This is a genomic window from Cellulophaga sp. 20_2_10, assembly GCF_023476645.1.
Lineage (GTDB): Bacteria > Bacteroidota > Bacteroidia > Flavobacteriales > Flavobacteriaceae > Cellulophaga.
In genome coordinates this window covers 387304-405807 of sequence record NZ_JAMCOJ010000004.1, presented here as the reverse complement: position 1 = coordinate 405807, position 18504 = coordinate 387304, and the positions used below count along the sequence as shown (strand labels likewise).

Genomic DNA, 18504 nt, shown 5'->3' with positions numbered 1-18504 from the left:
TTGTCCGTATTTTTGAAATTCTATTGACTCATAAAATAGCACTGCTTATTAATGAACAAAATAAGAACGATAAGATGACTAAAATTAATTGGATTTTAAAAAACATACATCTTATTGTGTCTATTGTAATTGTAGTACCTACTGCAATAATTTATGGGTCACCTTCTACCCTACCAAAACATTTAGATATTGTTGTAAATACAATTGACCTTTCTAATATGTTAAGGGCTATTATGTGCTTATATCTTGGAATTTCTCTTGTATGGTTATTTGGTATTTTAATAAATACGTACTGGAAAATTGCCACTCAGTTAACTGTTTTATTTATGCTATCGCTTGCAAGTGGCCGTGCTTTAAGTATGCTTCTAGATGGTTTACCAACAGCTGGTTACATTTTTGGAATAATAGCTGAGTTTGTAATTGGTATTTTTTCTATGTATCAACTAAAAAAATACAAATTGAACGAATAAAAATATGAAACACTATATAAAAAAAGTCTTTATAACCATTGCACTCATAAGTTTTAGCTTTTGTTACGCGCAAACAGAAACTACTAAAACCACACTGTCTAACAGTGCCATAGAGCTCACAAAACAAAAGGTTACCTATGACCCAAGCTACTTTTCTATTGGGTATCCAAACGGAGATGTACCAAGTGACAAAGGAGTATGTACCGATGTTATAATACGTGCGTATAGAAAAATTGGGATTGATTTACAGAAAAAGGTGCACGAAGATATGAAAGCTAATTTTAGTTCCTACCCTAAACTATGGGGATTAAAAACAACTGATAAAAATATAGACCACAGAAGAGTTCCAAATTTAATGACATTTTTTAAACGTAAAGGGGCCAGTAAACCAATTACCAACAATGCAAAAGATTATAAACCGGGAGATGTTGTTTGCTGGAACTTAAGTGGTGCCATAACACATATTGGAATTGTAGTTGATAAAAAATCAACAGACGGAAAACAGAACCTAATTGTACATAATATTGGTGCGGGACAAGTTTTACAAAACTGCCTTTTCAGTTTTAAAATTATTGGTCACTACAGGTATAATGAATAAAAACATAAGAAAACAAACCAATAATCATAAAATATTAAAAAAAAACGAATTAAATTTATGAGCCAGTAATGTGTTGTATTGTAAAACAATTATAAATGAATGATTATTTCATAGTTACTCTGATCTTACTATTGTACTTTTCTCCTATATTTTATCAGTTAACAATAGTTATTAAAGAGCGTAAAAAAGGAAATAAAATACCTTTAAAAAAACTATTAAAAGTTGTAAAATATAGCTTGTTTGTTCTTATTCCCTTAGTACTATGCTTTGCTGCTATTATACATACAAATTATTTAAATTATGAAAAACCCATAACTTTTGACAGATACGAGGAAATTACTTTTGAAAACTTTAGAGGATTAGAATTCTTTAAAAAAACACTTTATGGCAATAAAAGGTTTGCCTATGTTGTAACCTCTATAGAAAGTACTATTGAGGATGATTTTGTAATATTAAATTCGCTATTTCATCCATCGCGCTCCTTTGTTTATAATAAAAATACCAATAGTAAGGAATTACTAAGTCACGAAAAATATCATTTTAAAATAACAGAATTATTTACAAGAAAAGCAAAATTTAAAATAGCACAACTAAAAAGCTTTGATAAAAAAAGGATCGAAGAAATTATTAATACAGCCAAAAGTGAAGAACGAATTTTTCAAAAAGAATATGATTACGATACATTTCACAGCTATGTGTTAAGCGAACAAAAAAGATATGAGAATAAAATAGATAGTTTATTACTTTTATTATCAAATTATAAAAAACAAAAAATTAAAATTAATGAAGAAAATTAAATCACTCGTATTTGTTCTATTATGCATTTTACTTGTAAACTGTAAAACGGAAAAGCATCAATTTCCTACAGATAAAAGATATTGGAATTTAGAAGACTATAAAAGTGCTGTACTTCATTTAAATTTTGGGTATGAGCCTGATGAAAAACTACCATCTTTTAACGATCCAGAAACAAGGATAATTGTAGAAAAACTTACAGATCCGCAAAACTTTAAAATTGTTCTAGATGACAACGAACTGGGTATAAAACATAGAAATGACATTGCAGAAAAATTCTTTTTAGAGTGGAAAGGAATGACTGATATTTATACCGCAACAGACCGTAAAGATAAATACCTGTATGAAAAAGAAATGATAGCCGTTTGGCAATTTGGATTAGGGTTACAACTACGTTATTTTAAACTGGGTAATGATCAAATTAAAGAAAGTGCAGATGATCCAAATTCAGCCAGAGTACAAAACAATATTAATTCTAATGTGAATACATTAATAGAGAATTACTTATTTTATATAGATGAAATAAATAATGAAAAGGCTTTTTCAGATCAAGGGATTGCTAAATTAGTAGAAGGAATTGACACTTATTTTCCTGAATTAATTAATTTATACCCCGATGCAAATTTTTATCCTTTGAAAACAAAAGCTGAGTTAATGTTGAAAAAAAGTGAATCAGAAAATATTAAAAAATCATTAACAAATATAATAGCGCTTATTAATTCTAAAACAGAAAAAGTACAGTAGTACCTATTGTTTTAAACTTTTAAACTCTTTGCTCAATTAAAAAAATAAAAATAATGACATTTATAGATTATTATAAAACTCTGGGCATTTCAAAAACGGCAACCGAAAAGCAAATTAAAACTGCTTATAGAAAACTAGCTCGTAAGTACCACCCAGATTTAAACCAAAACAATACAGAAGCTGAATTAAAATTTAAAGAGATAAATGAAGCTAATGAAGTTTTAAGTAACCCAGAAAATCGTAAAAAATACGATAAATATGGTAAAGACTGGAAACACGCAGAAGAATTTGAAAAGGCAGAAAAACAGCAAAAACAATATTCTCAACAAAGAACTCATCAGCAAGGAAATAGTAGCGAAGACTATTCAGATTTTTTTGAATCTATGTTTGGTGGTGCGGGTAATGGTAAATCATCATTCAATAGATCTCGCCAACAACAATTTAAAGGACAGGATTACAATACAGAGCTGCGGTTAAATTTAAAAGATGTATACACTTCTCAAAAAAGAGTTTTAACTGTTAACGATAAAAAAATTAGGCTCACAATACCTGCCGGAGTAGAAAATGACCAAGTCATAAAAATTAAAGGGCAAGGAGGTCCTGGAAGTAATGGAGGCCCTAACGGAGACTTGTTTATTAAATTTATTATAGACAATGATACCCAATTTAAACGGGAAGGAAACAATCTATATTTAAATATTGAGCTAGATTTATACACCGCTATATTAGGTGGCGAAATTACAGTAGATACTTTTAATGGTAAAGTAAAACTACCTATTAAGCCCGAAACCCAAAATGATTCTAAAGTAAAATTGAAAGGAAAAGGATTTCCTATTTACAAAAAAGAAAATCAATTTGGAGACTTAATAATCACCTATAACTTAAAAACGCCTACAGATTTAAGTGAAAAAGAAATTGAGTTATTTAAAGAATTACAAAAAATTAAAGCAAAATGAGCGAGAAAACTTTAATACTAGTAGAAACTCTTTGTTCTCATTATAATATAGAAATTTCATTTATGGATGATCTAAGCAATATGGGACTCATAGATATAGAAATTATTGAACAAAACCAATTTATTCATCAAGACCAAATAAGGAATCTAGAAAAGATAATAAGGCTCTATAACGAGTTAAACGTTAATCTAGAAGGCATTGATGTTGTCTTTAATTTATTAGAGAAAGAAAGAGCGTTACAAGACAAAATAAACGCATTAAAAAATAGATTAAGACTGTATGAAAACAATTAAAATGTAAACTTATTTACATTAAATAGACAACTAAATCTAATGAAGAAAACCTATTCTAAAATAATAAAATACATAGCATATACTGCTTTAAGCCTAGTAGTATTAGCAGGTATAGTAATAGGTTTGTTTTTCTTTTCTATAAGTCAAAGGAATAAACGATTAAAAAAAGAAGCATCAGAAAAATCTAAGAGTTGTAATTCTATTCTTTACGTAACAGAACAGCCAGAAATTATGCTTTTTGAATTTAATGATGTAACCTCAGAAGATTTAGAGTTTAAAATAATACGTAATACTAAAGTTATAAAAGACACCATAATTTTAGACACAACAGCTACTAAAAATATAATAAATTACATAAATATTCCATTTGATAGCTTTCTAAAAACAGATAGTATTTTAGTAACCGTACATAAAGAGTTTCACTATTATATTTCAGATTTTAAACATGGTGTTGGCTTACATTACGGAATGTTTGGTCCTGTGGCAACGTCTGATTGTGAGTTGCTAGAGTCGTTTACAATTAATGGCGTTAAAAATATAAATAATTTAGTAAAGGCAAAAGGTATTTTAATTGACGAAAAAAGTAATCTTCAAAAAATAAAACAAAACTAATGTCAATGATCATTCCTGTACTACTTGTTTTCTTTTTTGTAATAATATACTTTACGGTTAAAGGGCTAAAAAAGAACAAAGAAAATGTATCCAATATTGAGGTTTTTATATTCGTGTTGTACATGCTTTCTTTTCTATTATTTGGCGTTGGCTTAATTACCCATGGCAACCAACATACAGATGCAATAGACCCTGTAGACTTAGAGTGTTACATTCCTTTTGGCGGCAAACATATTATAACACTTATTGTTTATTTTTTATTTTTTAATCTTTCGGCAGGGTTTATCTGGATTAAAGGTCATAAACTACCTCCTTTATCTCTTGTCTTTTTTTTAATTTTCTTGTTTATAGGTATTGTTGTAAATAGTACTATTCTTATCCAGGTTACGACACATAACACTGAAACTTTGGACGTTTATAAAGAAAACATAGGAACGTTCCTTCTTGTATTTACACCAGCATTAAGTTTAATTATTGCTATTGGTCTTCTTATAAAAATAATAAAGGAAGAAAAAACACAAGCTAAGAGCAAAACATACAAAAACAAGTTTCTTAACTATTGCAATAGTGTTTTAGCCAATAGGTTTAACGAATCCGTTTGGGCATTACTACTGTTTATTCCTGTTTTTATTGTAATTACTATAGTATTACTGTTATTTGGACAAGACGTTAACTCTATTACTAAGGTTTTTACAGAAACTACAACCTGGGCTTTTTCACAAAAAATGCACCCTCCTATTTTAGATCATAAAGGCCATTATTTATGTACTGTAGCCGCTAAAGGAGATCCTAAAATTGTAAAGCCCATTCGTTTAGGAAAAAGGCATAAAAATATTATTATTGTAAATAGACAGTTACAAATTGCCAATGCTTTTGAAGAAATGATTACAGATATATCTCCTAAACTTCATAGGTTTATTAGACGCAACTATGACAAGTACGGGTACAACCTTTCTTTAAAAATAAATTCTAAAATGGGATCAAATATCACCTATCTTTTAATGAAACCTTTAGAATGGATTTTCTTAATATCATTATACGTACTATGTGTTAATCCAGAAAAAAAGATTGATAATCAATATCAATTATAATTTATATGAAATTAAAATCTTATCTATTTTTTATTTTATTGATTAGTACTAAACTAACTTTTGCCCAAAAAGCAGATAAAATTTACAACTATCACGAACTAACGCCACAGATTGATAAAACTAAAATTTATCATCTAAAATTTAAAGGTTATCCTTTACAATTAAAGGAGTTACCTAAAGATTTAAGTGAATTTAAAAACTTAAAAAGCCTTTCTCTGTATAATCAAGAATTACTGACGGGTGTATCTTCTTTAAAAAGTTTAAAAAATTTAGAAAAATTAATTCTTTTTAATTGCAGTAATCTTAAGAATATAAACAGTGTTTATGAACTTAAAAATTTGACAGACTTAAACATATCTAGTTCTAAATCTTTACTCCTATCTAAAAAAATAAAAAATTTAGAACAATTAAGATACTTAGGTCTAGCTAAAATTGGCCTAAATGCAATTCCAAAAGAGATACTAAAATTACAAAACTTAAAAAAAATAGATATTTCATCTAATCCTATTACAGACTATACAAGCTTTAAGTATATCTCTATGGTAGATACTCTTATTTACCAACAATCATCACTAGATACTATACCAGAGCATATAGGCTATTTAAAAAATGTAACATATTTAGACTTAGCATATAGTAAAAAATTAGCAGGAATATCTAACTTAAAAAACATTAAACAAATAGAGTCTTTACAATTACAAGCATGTAATTTAAATCAACTTCCAATGGAGTTTAAATATTTAACTCAATTGAAGAGTTTTGATCTCTCTAATAATTATAAATTACATTATTATGATGCTATAACCCATATAAAAGGACTAATTAATTTAGAAAATTTAGATATAACGCGTTGCAATATTACCGCTATAGAAGATGAAATAGTAGCTTTAAAAAAATTAAAAACACTGAAAATAGGTGGTAGTCTTGACGATTTTAAAGGTTTAGAGCTATTAACAAATTTAACTCATTTATACGTACAAGAAAACAGTTATATTGGCCCCTATATTCCTAATGAAATTTTACAGTTAAAAAAATTAAAGTATATTAACTTTTCTTTTAATGAAAATTTACAAAATTTAAATGGAATTGAAAATTTACAAGATTTAGAAGAACTTGATCTATCCTTTTGCTCATTCAATACAGTCCCGAATTCTTTAAAAAAGAATAAAAAGCTCAAAAAATTAAACTTAAGTTTTAATCAAAATATTAAAAATGTTTCTACGTTAAAAAGTCTTGTTTCTTTAGAGGAATTGGATATAAGCGGTTGTGGTTTAAAAAAATTACCTCCAGAAGTATACGCTTTAATAAACGTAAAGAAAATTACTTTAGATTATTATTCTAATGCAATAAACATCAGTGCTTTTAGTAGGCTTAAAAATAGTACAGAAGTTCATTTAAATTACCTCGAGGATAAGGATCGCAATGAAATTGAAGTCCTTAAAAGAAAGTTCCCAAGCATTACATTTTACATAAACCGATAATTAAGTACAACGAACATATGAAAAATATAGCATTACTACTTTTTACCCTGCTCATAACAGTATGTACTAGCAAGGCGCAAACTATTGAAAAATTAGCAGAAAACAATATTGCCAAATCTTGTAAGTGTATAAAAAAAATAGATCGTGTAACTAGTAAATTAGACTTCGAGAACAAGATTTATTCTTGCTCTGTACTTCGTAAAAATGACTCTATCGCACTATTAAAAATCACCACTTTTAAGGAGTATGAAAAATTTCACTTATCTAAATTACCTGCAGATTGTGATGGCTTAGAAGCTAAATTAGAACAGTTAAGGCAAAGCTATATTACAACTAACACAAACTCGTTAGATGCTACTCAAACAAAATATGAAACAATAGAAAAAAGTATAATAGGAAGTTATGATTTATCATTTGGCAAAAAATCTCCAGAAGGTAGTTCAACATTAATCCTTTACAATCAAAATGAATATGTTATTGAATCTTTTGATGCATTACAAGTAGGCACTTGGCAGGTTGTACAAGGGAAATACTTACATCTATTTCCTAATAAAAGTAAATCTCCACTTACGATCTATGGTCGTCACAACCCCAATATAGGCGACTCTACATACACCTCTTTTTTAGGTGATAGATTTAGCTATAAAACACTTATTACGTATAAAGAACCAAGCAAAAGCCCTATAAGCCTAAGTCCAATTTTTAATAAAGATGCCAATTGTTTTAATTTTCCGTACATACACAAAACTAGCGGTAAACCAGATCAAATATCATTAGCTTATAATCAAAATTACGAGGAATCTGAAAATCAAGAAATAACATTATACACATTTAAAAATTCTAAGAATTTTAACGACTTCATTATTTTTGAACACACAAGAAATTTAGATGGGATGCCAGCTGACATTCTAATTGGTGACAACAAACTGATATTTGATGAAGACAGTATAGCCGTAAAATATTCTTCTCATGAAGAAAATACTGTGGATGCTACTAATTCTAGATTTATCTTTTACAATTCTGGTTATAAAATATTTAAAAGCGAACTTATAAACTCTAAGCAATACAACTATAACAAAAAAGATAACAACTATTTGTATGATAAAAGTTTAGAAACTACTTATGAGCCAGATATAAGCGATTACCATAATTACTATCAAGTAAATAAATACGAAAAATTACAAGATCTAACTAAGGAACAAAAACAGTTTACAATAGCTAAAAAATCTATTATTTACACCGTTTGTGACTAAGGTCACAATTTAAAAAAACATACCAATAACTCTATGAAAAACATAAAATCTTTAATTTTTCTCCTACTTACTACTATACTTACTGTTAATGCACAGAGTATTGAAAAAATTGTAAGCGATAAGGCGTCTTCTACTTGTGACTGTATAGAAAAAATAGAATACATAGACAGCAAAGCAGATTTTGAAGTTAAGGTAAAATCTTGTGCTGCACTTAGTGCAAAAGATTCGACTAAGGTCTTTAGACAAACTACGTTTCACGAGTATGATAAACTTCTTCAATCTAAATTATTTGAAGATTGTAATGCTATAGAAATTAAATTAGCCAAACTTAGAAAAAATTATTTAACTACTAATATGGACTCTTTATATAGCGCGGAAAAACAATATAAGGACATAGAAGAAAACTTAATTGGCGCATACAACTTATCTTTTGGAAGTAGATCTCCAGAGGGTAGCCCAACATTATTTCTTTACCATCAAAATAAATATGTAATTACATCTTTTGGCGAAATACAAATGGGCACTTGGCGTGTTGTAAAGGAGAAGTATTTACACTTAAACCCAAATAAAACTAAATATCCGTTTAATGTATACGGTCGTTACAATCCTAGTATTGGAGATACTACCAAAACCTCTTTTTTAGGTGATAGATTTAGTTATAGAACACTTATTACGTACAATGAAACAAGTAAAAACCCAATAAACCTAACTCCTATTTTTAATAAAGATGCCAATTGTTTTGATTTTCCTTATGTACATAAAACAACAAGTGTACCTAAGCAAATCTCTTTAGCATTAAATCAGTCTTATGAGGAATCTGCTGATCAAAAAATAACGCTCTACAATTTTAAAAATACTACTAATTTTAATGACTTTATTGTTTTTGAACATACAAGAGCAGAAAATAAAATGCCCATTAGAGTTTTAATAGATGGCAACAAATTAGTATTTAGAGAAAGCCAAGTAACAGAAAAATCTTCCTTGCCAAAAGTAGGTTCTGAGGATGATACCTTTTTAAAAGAAATGTCTACTATTAATAATACACCTGAAACTATTTATTACAATTTTGGATATAAACAGTTTAAAAGCGAGGAAATAAACTCTAAAAATTACAGCTACAATAAAAAGCTAAATAATTTTATTTACCGCGAAAAGGTGCCGCCTTCCTATGAAAAAAATGTTAGTGCCTATGATAACTTTTTACAAGTAAATAAATATATAATGTTACAAGATGTAACACAACAACAAAAGGAATTTAAAATAGATAAAAAGTCTATAATTTATACGGTTTGCGATTAAAAAATAGCACATCTAAAAAATGCCCAGTCTAATTTAGACCGGGCATTTTTTATATAATTAAATAAAATATTTATTTGGCAAGTGTATTCGCTATTGCCTCTTTTAATGTAACTGTTGGTCTACCTAACAATTCTGCTAACTCATTACCTGCATAATACAAATCTCCTTTAGATGTTGCCGTGTCTGCTCCTGCAATAATTTTTGCCAACCCTTCTGGTAAACCAGCTTTTTCTAATGCACTGGCATAATCTTCTTCTTGTAAATTTACATAAGAAATATCCTTTCCTGTTTGTCTCGCTATTTCTGCTGCATAGTCGTTCATAGTAAAAACTTCTTCTCCAGATAACTCATATGTTTTTCCTTCTTGTGCATCCAAACTTAAAACAATAGCTGCTGCTTCAGCTAAATCTGCTCTGGTTGCAGATGTAATTTTACCACTACCAGCACTACCATAAACAGCACCCAGCTCTAAAACGGTTGGTAGTGATGCTAGGTAATTTTCTGTATACCATCCATTGCGTAAAAACGTATAGGGAATACCCGATTTTTTAATCTCTTTTTCTGTTTCTACGTGCTCAGGAGCAAACCCAATAGAAGAGTCATCTAAATTTAATAGGCTAGTGTATGTAATAGCATTAACTTTTGCTTTTATTGCTGCGTTTACTACATTTTTATGTTGTTCTATACGCTTACCTATATCGTCCCCAGATATTAATAATAATTTATCTACACCTACTAAGGCCAACTCCATTTCTTCTGGCTTGTAATAATCAAAAGCTCTAACTTCAACTCCTAAATTTGCTGCTTTTTCTGGTGTACGTGCTAGAGCAATAATATTCTCTGCTCCTACTCTTTCTTTTAATTTATTTACAACTTGAGATCCTAAATTTCCTGTTGCTCCTGTAATTGCTATTTTCATTTTTATAATTTTTAAATTGCTGTATAATTTCTATACTGCAAAGGTGCAATTGCTTTATTGTACAAAAACTATCAAAAAATAAAATTATAGTGTAAAAACGGGAAAGTAGACTTTAATGAAAATAACTAAAAAACACTATTAACTCATACAAAACAATACTTAATACACATTAAACTAAATCATTAAATTGTAAAAAACTGAATAATTAAATTTTTGAAATCCTAAATTGCTCTGGAGTAAGTCCGGTATTCTTCTTAAAAAACTTATATAAATTAGTTGGTTCTTCAAAACCAGTTGTGTATGCTATTTCTTTAATTGTTACGTCTGTATTTATAAGCAACCTCTTAATTTGTTTGACTAAAATTTCGTCTATAAATTGTTTTGCTGACTTATGTACAATAGTATTGGTAATGTTATTTAATGTTTTAGTACTAATCATCATTTGCCCTGCATAATCTAAAACTTTCTTTGTTGTAAAACATTGGTTTTCTACCAAAGATTGAAAATTAACAAATTCAGGTAAATATTTTTTAGTCATTGTTATTGCATCACTTCCTGACTTTAATCTTAAAATTTTACGAAAAAGAATATGCAATAAACTACGCACAATACCCAATGAATGCTGATCATTAACTTGGAAATACTCGTTGTAAATTTCTGTAGCTAAAACATCTATTTCTGTAAACTGCTTACTATTAAGCTGTACTTTAGGTGAATTTAGAAGTTCATTAAAAAGTTGAAGCGTTTTTAAGACTTCAGACTCTTCAAAAAACTGCATTAAAAATTCATCTGTAAATAATAGCAAATAACCTTGGGCATCTGTTTGTCCAAACTTATGTATTTGGTCTTTTCGTATGCTTAAAATAGTTCCTTTATTTATCTCATAATCCGTAAAATCTATAGTATGTACACCTGTTCCACTAGTATAAAAAAGCATCATATAAAAATTTATCTGCTGAAAATCGTATAGTGTATGATCCTTAATATCTCTAGATAATAAATCATCTAACATTATAATATCAAACTGACTCTCTACGCGTTCATTCTCAAACTTTACTTGCTGTACATTACTTACTTTCATCAATTACATTTAGGACCTACTAAGTTAGTATAATTTAGATTCTTTTAGAAAAACTGATTCTTAAAAAAAACGTATTTAAAGTCATATAAATAATACAGTCAACTTATATTTGCCATCATAAATAAGTGCAAAATGGGATTGAGTATTACAAGCGGAATTTTAGTAGATTTTTTAGAGAACGAGCCAGAAGGTTATGAAGCCTACAAAGTTGAGTTTGAACAACTAAATAAATTATTAGAATTAAACGGCTACAAGCCACATATAGAGCCAAGTAAGCTAGATGTAGAATCCATACAGGTTGGTGGTTTCCCCTATTCTTTTCTTCATTATTTAAGACGTTTTTTTGCTTATTATATGAATGATGAAAATTGGGTTGCAAAACCTTTTAGCACAGATTTAGACCCTGCAAATGACCCTATCGTAGAAGAAGAATCTTCTATGTTTTACAGTCACCTTTTAGTACACTCAGACTGTGAAGGATACTATATTCCTATAGATTTTGAAGAGGTTATTTTTGATACTGAAGAAATAACAGTGCCTGGAGCTATGGTTGGTTCTTCTTTTGGATTGTTAACGGACCTAAAAAGCATTGCTAAAAAGTTAGGTATAGAATTAAATGAAAATTTAGAAGTACAAAACAAAGAAGGCCTTTACAATACTATAGACGATCAAGGTGATTTTTGGATAGAAAAAATGGTTTGGCTAACACTTTTTGAAGCGGCTAATTACAGTATAAAAAACAAAACGGCTATCGTTTTTAATTAGGGAATATTCAATGTAAAAAAGGAGCATTAATTTACTATAAATTGATGCTCCTTTTTTATTTCCTTAACTAGTATATGATATCTTAAATTACAAATTGCCACAGTATAAAACTGCTAGTCCCTTACATTAAATTTTCTTTTTCAACCATTAAAATTTCTGCTACTGTAAGGTGTTCTTTCAACGGAACAAAAGTTATGTGCTGTGCTTGCTTTTTATAAATATTCCAGTACACAACAACATAACCATTTATAGGTGACACATATACTCCTTTTTTTGCAGCTTCTATTTCCTTTTTTGTTCTTCTCTTTTCGCTGTATTGTACCCAAATAACCCTATTAAAGTCAGACTTATTTACAACTGTCCCAAAATAGTTACTTAATACTAATTTAGGTTGCGCTTCTTCTAAATACTTCTGTATTGTTGCTTTAACGTCTTTGTCAATCTCATTAAAACCAACTTCATTTTCATTTAATTTTATATCTTTTAAAACCCAAACACTATTCTCTTGTTCTACATAATGCATTAAACTTGTATCTGTATCATTTTTAAAAATTAGTTTTAGATTAAAGCAATGGTAATACCCAAATTTATCTGTGTCTTCTTTGCTAAATAAGTCTATAAAATACTGTTCTTTCTCTGCTATTTCTATTTCTGAATAATCCCTATCAAAAGTAAGTTCAACAAGGTCATAACTCCACTCTAAACAAACGCCAAGAGGCTTCATTTTATCAGAAATTAGGGCTTGTGCTGCTACAACCTCTTGTTTTTGCAAGTATAATTGGTGAAATGATAAACCATCTGGATACATGGATTTAACATCCTTTTGTTCTGCAATTTTATCAGCTTCAAAAGTTAAATACATTTCTACTTTAGGATTTTCTACCTCATAAATTACAGCTTTAAAACAATTGGGATTCATTGTTGCTGTATTAAAAAACCTGTATAAATCGTTATATTTTAAAGCTGTACCATAATTCGCTTTTAAAAAAGTTTCTAGGTTTTTAGCTGCTACTTTTTCGGGTAACATATATTTAGCCTTTACTGCATAATAAAGTAGTACAAGTAAAACTAAAATCCCTATCACTACTTCTTTAAATCCTATATCCATAAAGTCAAATGTACTATTTCATTTGCTGTTTATAACCCCAGTTTTCAGTGAGGATTTTAGCGCAATAATTTATTTAAAATCGATTTAAAACTAGCAGGACTAGTCTTTTCTACTTTTATCTTAACACAGTCATTAAACAACATAAATACTTTTAATTCTTGAGCTAAAGCCACAGCAAACTCTTCTACATTATTTAAACTAGGTTCTAAAAAAAGATGATGTATTAATAAAACACCAGAGCTTCTATCTGCTTTACAATCTACTCTAGCAACCAAATCTGTGTTCCATAAAATAGGCAGTACAAAATAGCCATATTTCCTTTTTTCTTTGGGTACATAACATTCTAACAAATAATTAAAGTTAAAAATATCTTGCATTCGCTTTCTCTGAATAACCAAGTTATCAAAAGGAGAAAGGATTTTTAAAATTCCTTTTTCTAAAGGATTATTTAGTATATCCAATGCAGAGGAAGTTGTGTAATAAATAGTATTATTAATTTTCACCTCTAAAACATCTCCCTTTAAAACCATTGCTTTTAAGGTTTCAATTATATGTTGCTTGGTGTTTTTAAGCAAGTATGCCATTTCTGCTGCTTGTCCTACTCCATTTGCTTGTAAATACTTGGCAATTAAAAATGTAAAATACTCTTCTTGTGTTGGTGTAGAAGTATCTATATCTTCCGGTAATACTAGATCTGTAATATTATATACTTTATGAAAATTAACTCTAGAGCTTATCATTAATTCACCCTCCATATATAAGTTTTCCAAGGCTTGCTTGGCTGGTTTAGTTGTCCAATCCCCTACTTTTTTGCCTTTTCCATCAAAATCCTTAGCCATTAAAGGACCTTCATTTCTAATTCGCTCTAAAACTGAGTTCATTAATTTAGCATCCTTTTTGTACCAGTGCTTTTGCTTTCCGCTTTTAATTGCCTCTTTACGTGGCAGCGTAAATCTATAATCTTTACTAGGCAAGTATGCTGCTGCATGAGACCAATACTCAAAAACATCTTTACGCTCCACTAAATCTGCTAGATGCTGTTTTGTATAGCTTTGATTTCTGTTCCAAATAGTATGGTGGTGTGCGCGTGCTATTGTAGAAATTGTATCTATCTGTATATATCCTAAATGCTCTATTGCAAAAAGTGTAGCGTCTATGTCTGTACCTATTTGTTTTGTTACCGGCAACTGCTGTGACTGTACTACTATTCTTCTGGCATCTTCTAAAGCTAAAGATTCTATTTTATGCGGCATACGATCCTACTTCTTCTTAATTATTATAGCTACTAAATATACTGTTATATAACTGCTAAGCAACTACGATTAAATAAAATTAAAATCCGTTGTTATCTCTCTAAAAAAGCAATGCTTATTTAATAATATTTATCTTTGCAACAGCTTAAATAAATAGATTTGGGAGTTTTAACCACAAAAAAAATTAGCAGTACAAAGCAGCATTTAATATGTGTGTTATTAATTATTTTTTTATCTGTAATATCATATTCTTTTAAAGATATTATTGGGTATCGTGTTGTTGCCTTAATATTACTGTTAGCGGTTTCTATTTCTGCTATTTTGTTTGATATTTTACCTGTTATTGTAACTGCATTACTAAGTGCTTTACTACTTAATTTCTTTTTTATACCGCCTACTTTAACCCTACACATAGATACTGCCGAAGATATTTTAATGTTTGCAATGTACTTTGTAATTGCTTTAATAAATGGTGTGTTAACCTATAAAATAAGACAGTTTGAAATTAAAAAGACAAACGAAATTGAAAACGAAAAAACCATAGCACTTTACAACACTATACTAAATTCTCTATCGCATGAATTACGCACTCCTATCTCTGCAATAATTGGTGCTATTGATACTATTACAGATAAAAATACCAAGTTATCATCAGAAAATAAAATAGAACTTTATAGTGAAATTGAACTGGCATCTAATCGCTTAAACAGACAAGTAGAAAACCTTTTGAGTATGAGTCGTCTAGAGGCAAAAACGATTAAACCTATTTATGATTGGTTTGATATTGATGAGCTTATTTTTAGTGTTTTAAAAGAAAATGAAAAAGACGCTACCAACCATATTATTACCTACATTCCCGAAGAAGACTTGCCTTTGGTTAAAATTGATGGTGGACTCCTAGAAACAATGTTACACAACCTAATACACAATGCATTACAACATACACCAAGCGGAACAACAATAGCTGTTACCGCGACTTGTAAAAACAATGTATTAACTATTGTAGTTGCAGATAATGGCATTGGTTTTCCTAAAAATACAAAACAACATGTATTTAATAAATTTTATAAATTAAATACCAAAAACACAGGTGGTACTGGTTTAGGCTTATCTATTGTTAAAGGATTTACAGAGGCATTAAATGGCACCATAGAATTAAAAAATGTAAAACCTAAAGGAGCTAAATTTACAGTAACTATTCCTGTAGAAATTTCTTCAATAAAAGTTTTAGAGAATGAATAAAGCACAAGTATTAATTATTGATGATGAGCCACAAATTAGAAAATTACTCCAGATAAATTTAGAGAGTAATGAGTATAAAGTGTTGCAGGCAGACACAGCTAAAGAAGGCATTACACTTGCTGCTAGTCACTTGCCAGATGCTATTCTGCTAGATATTGGTTTGCCAGATAAAAACGGACATATTGTACTTAAAGAGTTAAGAGAATGGTACAACAACCCCATAATTATTTTGTCTGTGCAAGACAGTGAAATAGATATTGTAAAAGCATTAGACAATGGTGCAAACGATTATTTAACAAAGCCTTTTAGAACAGGTGAATTACTTGCCAGGTTGCGTTCTGCAATTAGAAGTAATCAAAACATAGAAAACAACTCTAGCATTACCACAGGAGATTTAGATATAGATTTGGTTGCCCGCACAGTGAAAAAAAATAACGAAATAGTAAAATTAACTTCTACCGAATATAATCTGCTGGCCTTATTTGCCAAAAACGATGGCAAAGTATTAACGCACCAATATATACTTAAAGAGGTTTGGGGTAACGGTTATAGTACAGAAACACAATATTTAAGAGTGTTTGTAGGCAACCTCAGAAAAAAAATTGAAGACAACCCCAATAATCCACACTATATTATTACAGAAAGTGGTGTTGGCTATAGATTTGAGTAATCTTTATAAAATCTTTATATCTCATCTAAAAACTTGATTTTAAACATATAGTTTTTAGATGAACTTTGCAGTCTTAAATTTAAAACAAAACCTACTGCAAATTGAGCTTTTTTAATAACTACATTGACCATTTTAAACAGTTATACCGCATTACATTTATTTTTAGTGTACTTGGGTTACTCTTATTTGTAATAGATTTTGGTTACGATAAATCCTCGCAACTACAACACATTTTTAATGTCTACTATTTTGTTGTTATAACACTAGGAATTTTAGCAACTATATTACGGTATATTAAACGTCATAAAACCATAAAACGTAGTGTTCTAATTTTTGACAGTCTAACCATACTTATTACACTTACTATTTTATACGCCCATTTTTTAGGTGAAGAAGCACACAAACATATTTCTTTTCTATACAATGATACTTGGGTAAAATTTGCCATTATACTAACATTTATAAGAGAATTTTCTGAACAGAACGTAAATTATAAACGCACCGTATTTAACCCTGCTCAGCTCTTTATAATCAGTTTTTTAGGTATTATTTTTATTGGTACATTATTGTTGATGTTACCCAATGCAACCTACACTAGTATTTCTTTTTTAGATGCGCTTTTTACTGCTACCAGCTCTGTATGTGTTACAGGTTTAATTGTGGTGGATACAGGCAGTTACTTTACAACATTTGGACAATCTGTAATATTGTTTTTAATACAAGCTGGTGGTATTGGGATACTTACAGTGGCTAGTTATTTCAGTTATTTTTTTAAAGGTGGCGCTAGTTATGAAAATCAACTTTCTTTAAGTGATATAACAGGTTCATCTAAGCTTGGCGAAGTCTTTTCTACCTTAAAACGTATTTTAATAATTACATTTTCTATAGAAATATTAGCCACATTATTAATTTACACTAGTGTAGATAAATCTCTGTTTAGTTCTTTTTTTGAACGTTGCTTTTTCTCGCTATTTCATTCGGTTTCTGCATTTTGTAATGCTGGTTTTTCTACGCTACCAAATAGTCTTTATCAAACAGGATTTAAACACAACTATATGCTTCAAAGCATTCTAATGGGTTCATTTATTTTAGGTGGATTAGGGTTTCCTATAGTTGTAAATTTAATTAAGTATTTAAAGTACTTTTTTGTTAGAAAGTTGTTTTATTTATCAGGCAAACAAGAAACTCATAAACCTTGGGTTATAAACATAAACAGTCGTATTACATTGGTTACTACGACAGCCTTAACGGTTATTGGAACGATACTTTTTTATATAAACGAATACAATAATACACTAAAAGAACATAGTGGAATTGGAAAATTTGTGACAGCACTTTTTGGAGCTGCTACACCTAGAACCGCAGGTTTTAATACGGTAGATATGTCGGCCTTAAACTTTTCTACCATAATGCTTATCTTTCTACTAATGTGGGTTGGTGCCTCACCTGCTTCTACCGGTGGTGGTATAAAAACAAACACATTTGCCATTGCAACACTTAACTTTTTAAGCTTAGCAAAAGGAAAATCTAAAATAGAAGTATTTAGAAGAGAAATTGCAGATGTGTCTGTACGCAGAGCTTTTGCTGTTATATCTTTATCGCTTTTGGTTATAGGATCTGGAATTATTTTAGTTTCTATTTTTGATAGCGATAAAAAACTATTAGATATCGCTTTTGAGTGCTTTTCTGCATATAGTACAGTAGGCTTAAGTCTTGGTATTACAGCCAAGTTAAGTGCTGCAAGTAAACTTGTTATTATTGGTATTATGTTTATTGGTAGAGTAAGTATGCTTACATTACTTATTGCATTGGTTAAAAAAACCAAGCAAAGAAATTACAAATACCCAACTGAAGAATTGACTATAAATTAAAAT

At 29.3% G+C, this 18504-nt stretch carries 19 protein-coding genes; 15 read left to right on the top strand and 4 right to left on the bottom strand.

Translation table 11 applies throughout. The annotated features are described in order from the left end of the window. Positions 1-74 precede the first annotated feature (74 nt). The 11 genes from M4I21_RS10475 to M4I21_RS10425 all read left to right on the top strand — a co-directional run bounded on the left by M4I21_RS10475 (position 75) and on the right by M4I21_RS10425 (position 9592). Complete coding sequence (locus tag M4I21_RS10475; protein WP_249559100.1) at positions 75-470, top strand: DUF4345 domain-containing protein; 396 nt, start codon at positions 75-77, stop codon at positions 468-470. Positions 471-474: 4 nt separating this feature from the next. Then, entirely contained in the window at positions 475-1068 is a 594-nt protein-coding gene (locus M4I21_RS10470; protein WP_249559099.1) for a DUF1287 domain-containing protein, read from the top strand. A gap of 95 nt (positions 1069-1163) precedes the next feature. Continuing rightward, complete coding sequence (locus M4I21_RS10465; RefSeq protein ID WP_249559098.1) at positions 1164-1865, top strand: hypothetical protein; 702 nt, start codon at positions 1164-1166, stop codon at positions 1863-1865. Then, on the top strand, positions 1852-2607 hold the full coding sequence (locus M4I21_RS10460; RefSeq protein ID WP_249559097.1) for a hypothetical protein: 756 nt from the start codon (positions 1852-1854) through the stop codon (positions 2605-2607). The genes M4I21_RS10465 and M4I21_RS10460 overlap by 14 nt, the downstream gene beginning before the upstream one ends. Before the next feature lie 53 nt (positions 2608-2660). Further along, positions 2661-3563: a DnaJ C-terminal domain-containing protein gene (locus M4I21_RS10455; RefSeq protein ID WP_249559096.1), complete on the top strand. Its 903-nt coding sequence runs from the start codon at positions 2661-2663 to the stop codon at positions 3561-3563. Beyond that, positions 3560-3856 carry a chaperone modulator CbpM gene (locus tag M4I21_RS10450; RefSeq protein WP_249559095.1) on the top strand — a complete coding sequence of 99 codons (297 nt, stop codon included), beginning with the start codon at positions 3560-3562 and terminating at the stop codon, positions 3854-3856. The genes M4I21_RS10455 and M4I21_RS10450 overlap by 4 nt, the downstream gene beginning before the upstream one ends. A gap of 39 nt (positions 3857-3895) precedes the next feature. After that, positions 3896-4468, top strand: coding sequence for a hypothetical protein (locus M4I21_RS10445; RefSeq protein WP_249559094.1), 573 nt, complete (start codon positions 3896-3898; stop codon positions 4466-4468). After that, positions 4468-5559 carry a DUF6688 domain-containing protein gene (locus M4I21_RS10440; protein ID WP_249559093.1) on the top strand — a complete coding sequence of 364 codons (1092 nt, stop codon included), beginning with the start codon at positions 4468-4470 and terminating at the stop codon, positions 5557-5559. The genes M4I21_RS10445 and M4I21_RS10440 overlap by 1 nt, the downstream gene beginning before the upstream one ends. Before the next feature lie 5 nt (positions 5560-5564). Further along, positions 5565-7040, top strand: a complete 1476-nt coding sequence (locus M4I21_RS10435) for a leucine-rich repeat domain-containing protein (protein WP_249559092.1) — start codon at positions 5565-5567, stop codon at positions 7038-7040. A 17-nt stretch (positions 7041-7057) separates the two neighbouring features. Continuing rightward, entirely contained in the window at positions 7058-8293 is a 1236-nt protein-coding gene (locus M4I21_RS10430) for a hypothetical protein (protein WP_249559091.1), read from the top strand. Between the two features lie 33 nt (positions 8294-8326). Further along, positions 8327-9592, top strand: a complete 1266-nt coding sequence (locus M4I21_RS10425; protein WP_249559090.1) for a hypothetical protein — start codon at positions 8327-8329, stop codon at positions 9590-9592. A gap of 70 nt (positions 9593-9662) precedes the next feature. On the opposite strand, the gene M4I21_RS10420 is transcribed toward M4I21_RS10425, so the two are convergent. After that, positions 9663-10511, bottom strand: coding sequence for an SDR family oxidoreductase (locus M4I21_RS10420; protein WP_249559089.1), 849 nt, complete (start codon positions 10509-10511; stop codon positions 9663-9665). A gap of 205 nt (positions 10512-10716) precedes the next feature. Then, positions 10717-11592, bottom strand: a complete 876-nt coding sequence (locus M4I21_RS10415; protein ID WP_249559088.1) for an AraC family transcriptional regulator — start codon at positions 11590-11592, stop codon at positions 10717-10719. A gap of 132 nt (positions 11593-11724) precedes the next feature. On the opposite strand from M4I21_RS10415, the gene M4I21_RS10410 reads away from it, so the two are divergent. Continuing rightward, a complete protein-coding gene (locus tag M4I21_RS10410) occupies positions 11725-12357 on the top strand; it encodes a putative DNA-mimic protein (RefSeq protein ID WP_249559087.1) in 633 nt (210 codons plus the stop codon). A 121-nt stretch (positions 12358-12478) separates the two neighbouring features. On the opposite strand, the gene M4I21_RS10405 is transcribed toward M4I21_RS10410, so the two are convergent. Both M4I21_RS10405 and M4I21_RS10400 read right to left on the bottom strand, forming a co-directional pair. Next, complete coding sequence (locus M4I21_RS10405; protein ID WP_249559086.1) at positions 12479-13465, bottom strand: hypothetical protein; 987 nt, start codon at positions 13463-13465, stop codon at positions 12479-12481. Between the two features lie 56 nt (positions 13466-13521). Further along, positions 13522-14718, bottom strand: a complete 1197-nt coding sequence (locus tag M4I21_RS10400; RefSeq protein WP_249559085.1) for a winged helix-turn-helix domain-containing protein — start codon at positions 14716-14718, stop codon at positions 13522-13524. 159 nt (positions 14719-14877) lie between these two features. Here M4I21_RS10400 and M4I21_RS10395 point away from each other — a divergent pair, with 159 nt between their 5' ends. The 3 genes from M4I21_RS10395 (at position 14878) to M4I21_RS10385 (ending at position 18501) form a co-directional block, all read left to right on the top strand. After that, a complete protein-coding gene (locus M4I21_RS10395) occupies positions 14878-15960 on the top strand; it encodes a sensor histidine kinase (protein WP_249559084.1) in 1083 nt (360 codons plus the stop codon). Further along, positions 15953-16630, top strand: a complete 678-nt coding sequence (locus M4I21_RS10390; RefSeq protein ID WP_249559083.1) for a response regulator — start codon at positions 15953-15955, stop codon at positions 16628-16630. Before M4I21_RS10395 ends, M4I21_RS10390 begins: the two co-directional genes overlap by 8 nt. 101 nt (positions 16631-16731) lie before the next feature. Further along, positions 16732-18501 (top strand): TrkH family potassium uptake protein, encoded by a 1770-nt coding sequence (locus M4I21_RS10385; protein WP_249559082.1) that lies wholly within the window; start codon positions 16732-16734, stop codon positions 18499-18501. The last annotated feature ends 3 nt before the right edge of the window (positions 18502-18504 follow it).

Coding starts and splice junctions, on each gene's coding strand:
- M4I21_RS10475 (WP_249559100.1), top strand. CDS start 75: ATGACTAAAATTAATTGGATTTTAAAAAACATACATCTTATTGTGTCT.
- M4I21_RS10470 (WP_249559099.1), top strand. CDS start 475: ATGAAACACTATATAAAAAAAGTCTTTATAACCATTGCACTCATAAGT.
- M4I21_RS10465 (WP_249559098.1), top strand. CDS start 1,164: ATGAATGATTATTTCATAGTTACTCTGATCTTACTATTGTACTTTTCT.
- M4I21_RS10460 (WP_249559097.1), top strand. CDS start 1,852: ATGAAGAAAATTAAATCACTCGTATTTGTTCTATTATGCATTTTACTT.
- M4I21_RS10455 (WP_249559096.1), top strand. CDS start 2,661: ATGACATTTATAGATTATTATAAAACTCTGGGCATTTCAAAAACGGCA.
- M4I21_RS10450 (WP_249559095.1), top strand. CDS start 3,560: ATGAGCGAGAAAACTTTAATACTAGTAGAAACTCTTTGTTCTCATTAT.
- M4I21_RS10445 (WP_249559094.1), top strand. CDS start 3,896: ATGAAGAAAACCTATTCTAAAATAATAAAATACATAGCATATACTGCT.
- M4I21_RS10440 (WP_249559093.1), top strand. CDS start 4,468: ATGTCAATGATCATTCCTGTACTACTTGTTTTCTTTTTTGTAATAATA.
- M4I21_RS10435 (WP_249559092.1), top strand. CDS start 5,565: ATGAAATTAAAATCTTATCTATTTTTTATTTTATTGATTAGTACTAAA.
- M4I21_RS10430 (WP_249559091.1), top strand. CDS start 7,058: ATGAAAAATATAGCATTACTACTTTTTACCCTGCTCATAACAGTATGT.
- M4I21_RS10425 (WP_249559090.1), top strand. CDS start 8,327: ATGAAAAACATAAAATCTTTAATTTTTCTCCTACTTACTACTATACTT.
- M4I21_RS10420 (WP_249559089.1), bottom strand. CDS start 10,511: ATGAAAATAGCAATTACAGGAGCAACAGGAAATTTAGGATCTCAAGTT.
- M4I21_RS10415 (WP_249559088.1), bottom strand. CDS start 11,592: ATGAAAGTAAGTAATGTACAGCAAGTAAAGTTTGAGAATGAACGCGTA.
- M4I21_RS10410 (WP_249559087.1), top strand. CDS start 11,725: ATGGGATTGAGTATTACAAGCGGAATTTTAGTAGATTTTTTAGAGAAC.
- M4I21_RS10405 (WP_249559086.1), bottom strand. CDS start 13,465: ATGGATATAGGATTTAAAGAAGTAGTGATAGGGATTTTAGTTTTACTT.
- M4I21_RS10400 (WP_249559085.1), bottom strand. CDS start 14,718: ATGCCGCATAAAATAGAATCTTTAGCTTTAGAAGATGCCAGAAGAATA.
- M4I21_RS10390 (WP_249559083.1), top strand. CDS start 15,953: ATGAATAAAGCACAAGTATTAATTATTGATGATGAGCCACAAATTAGA.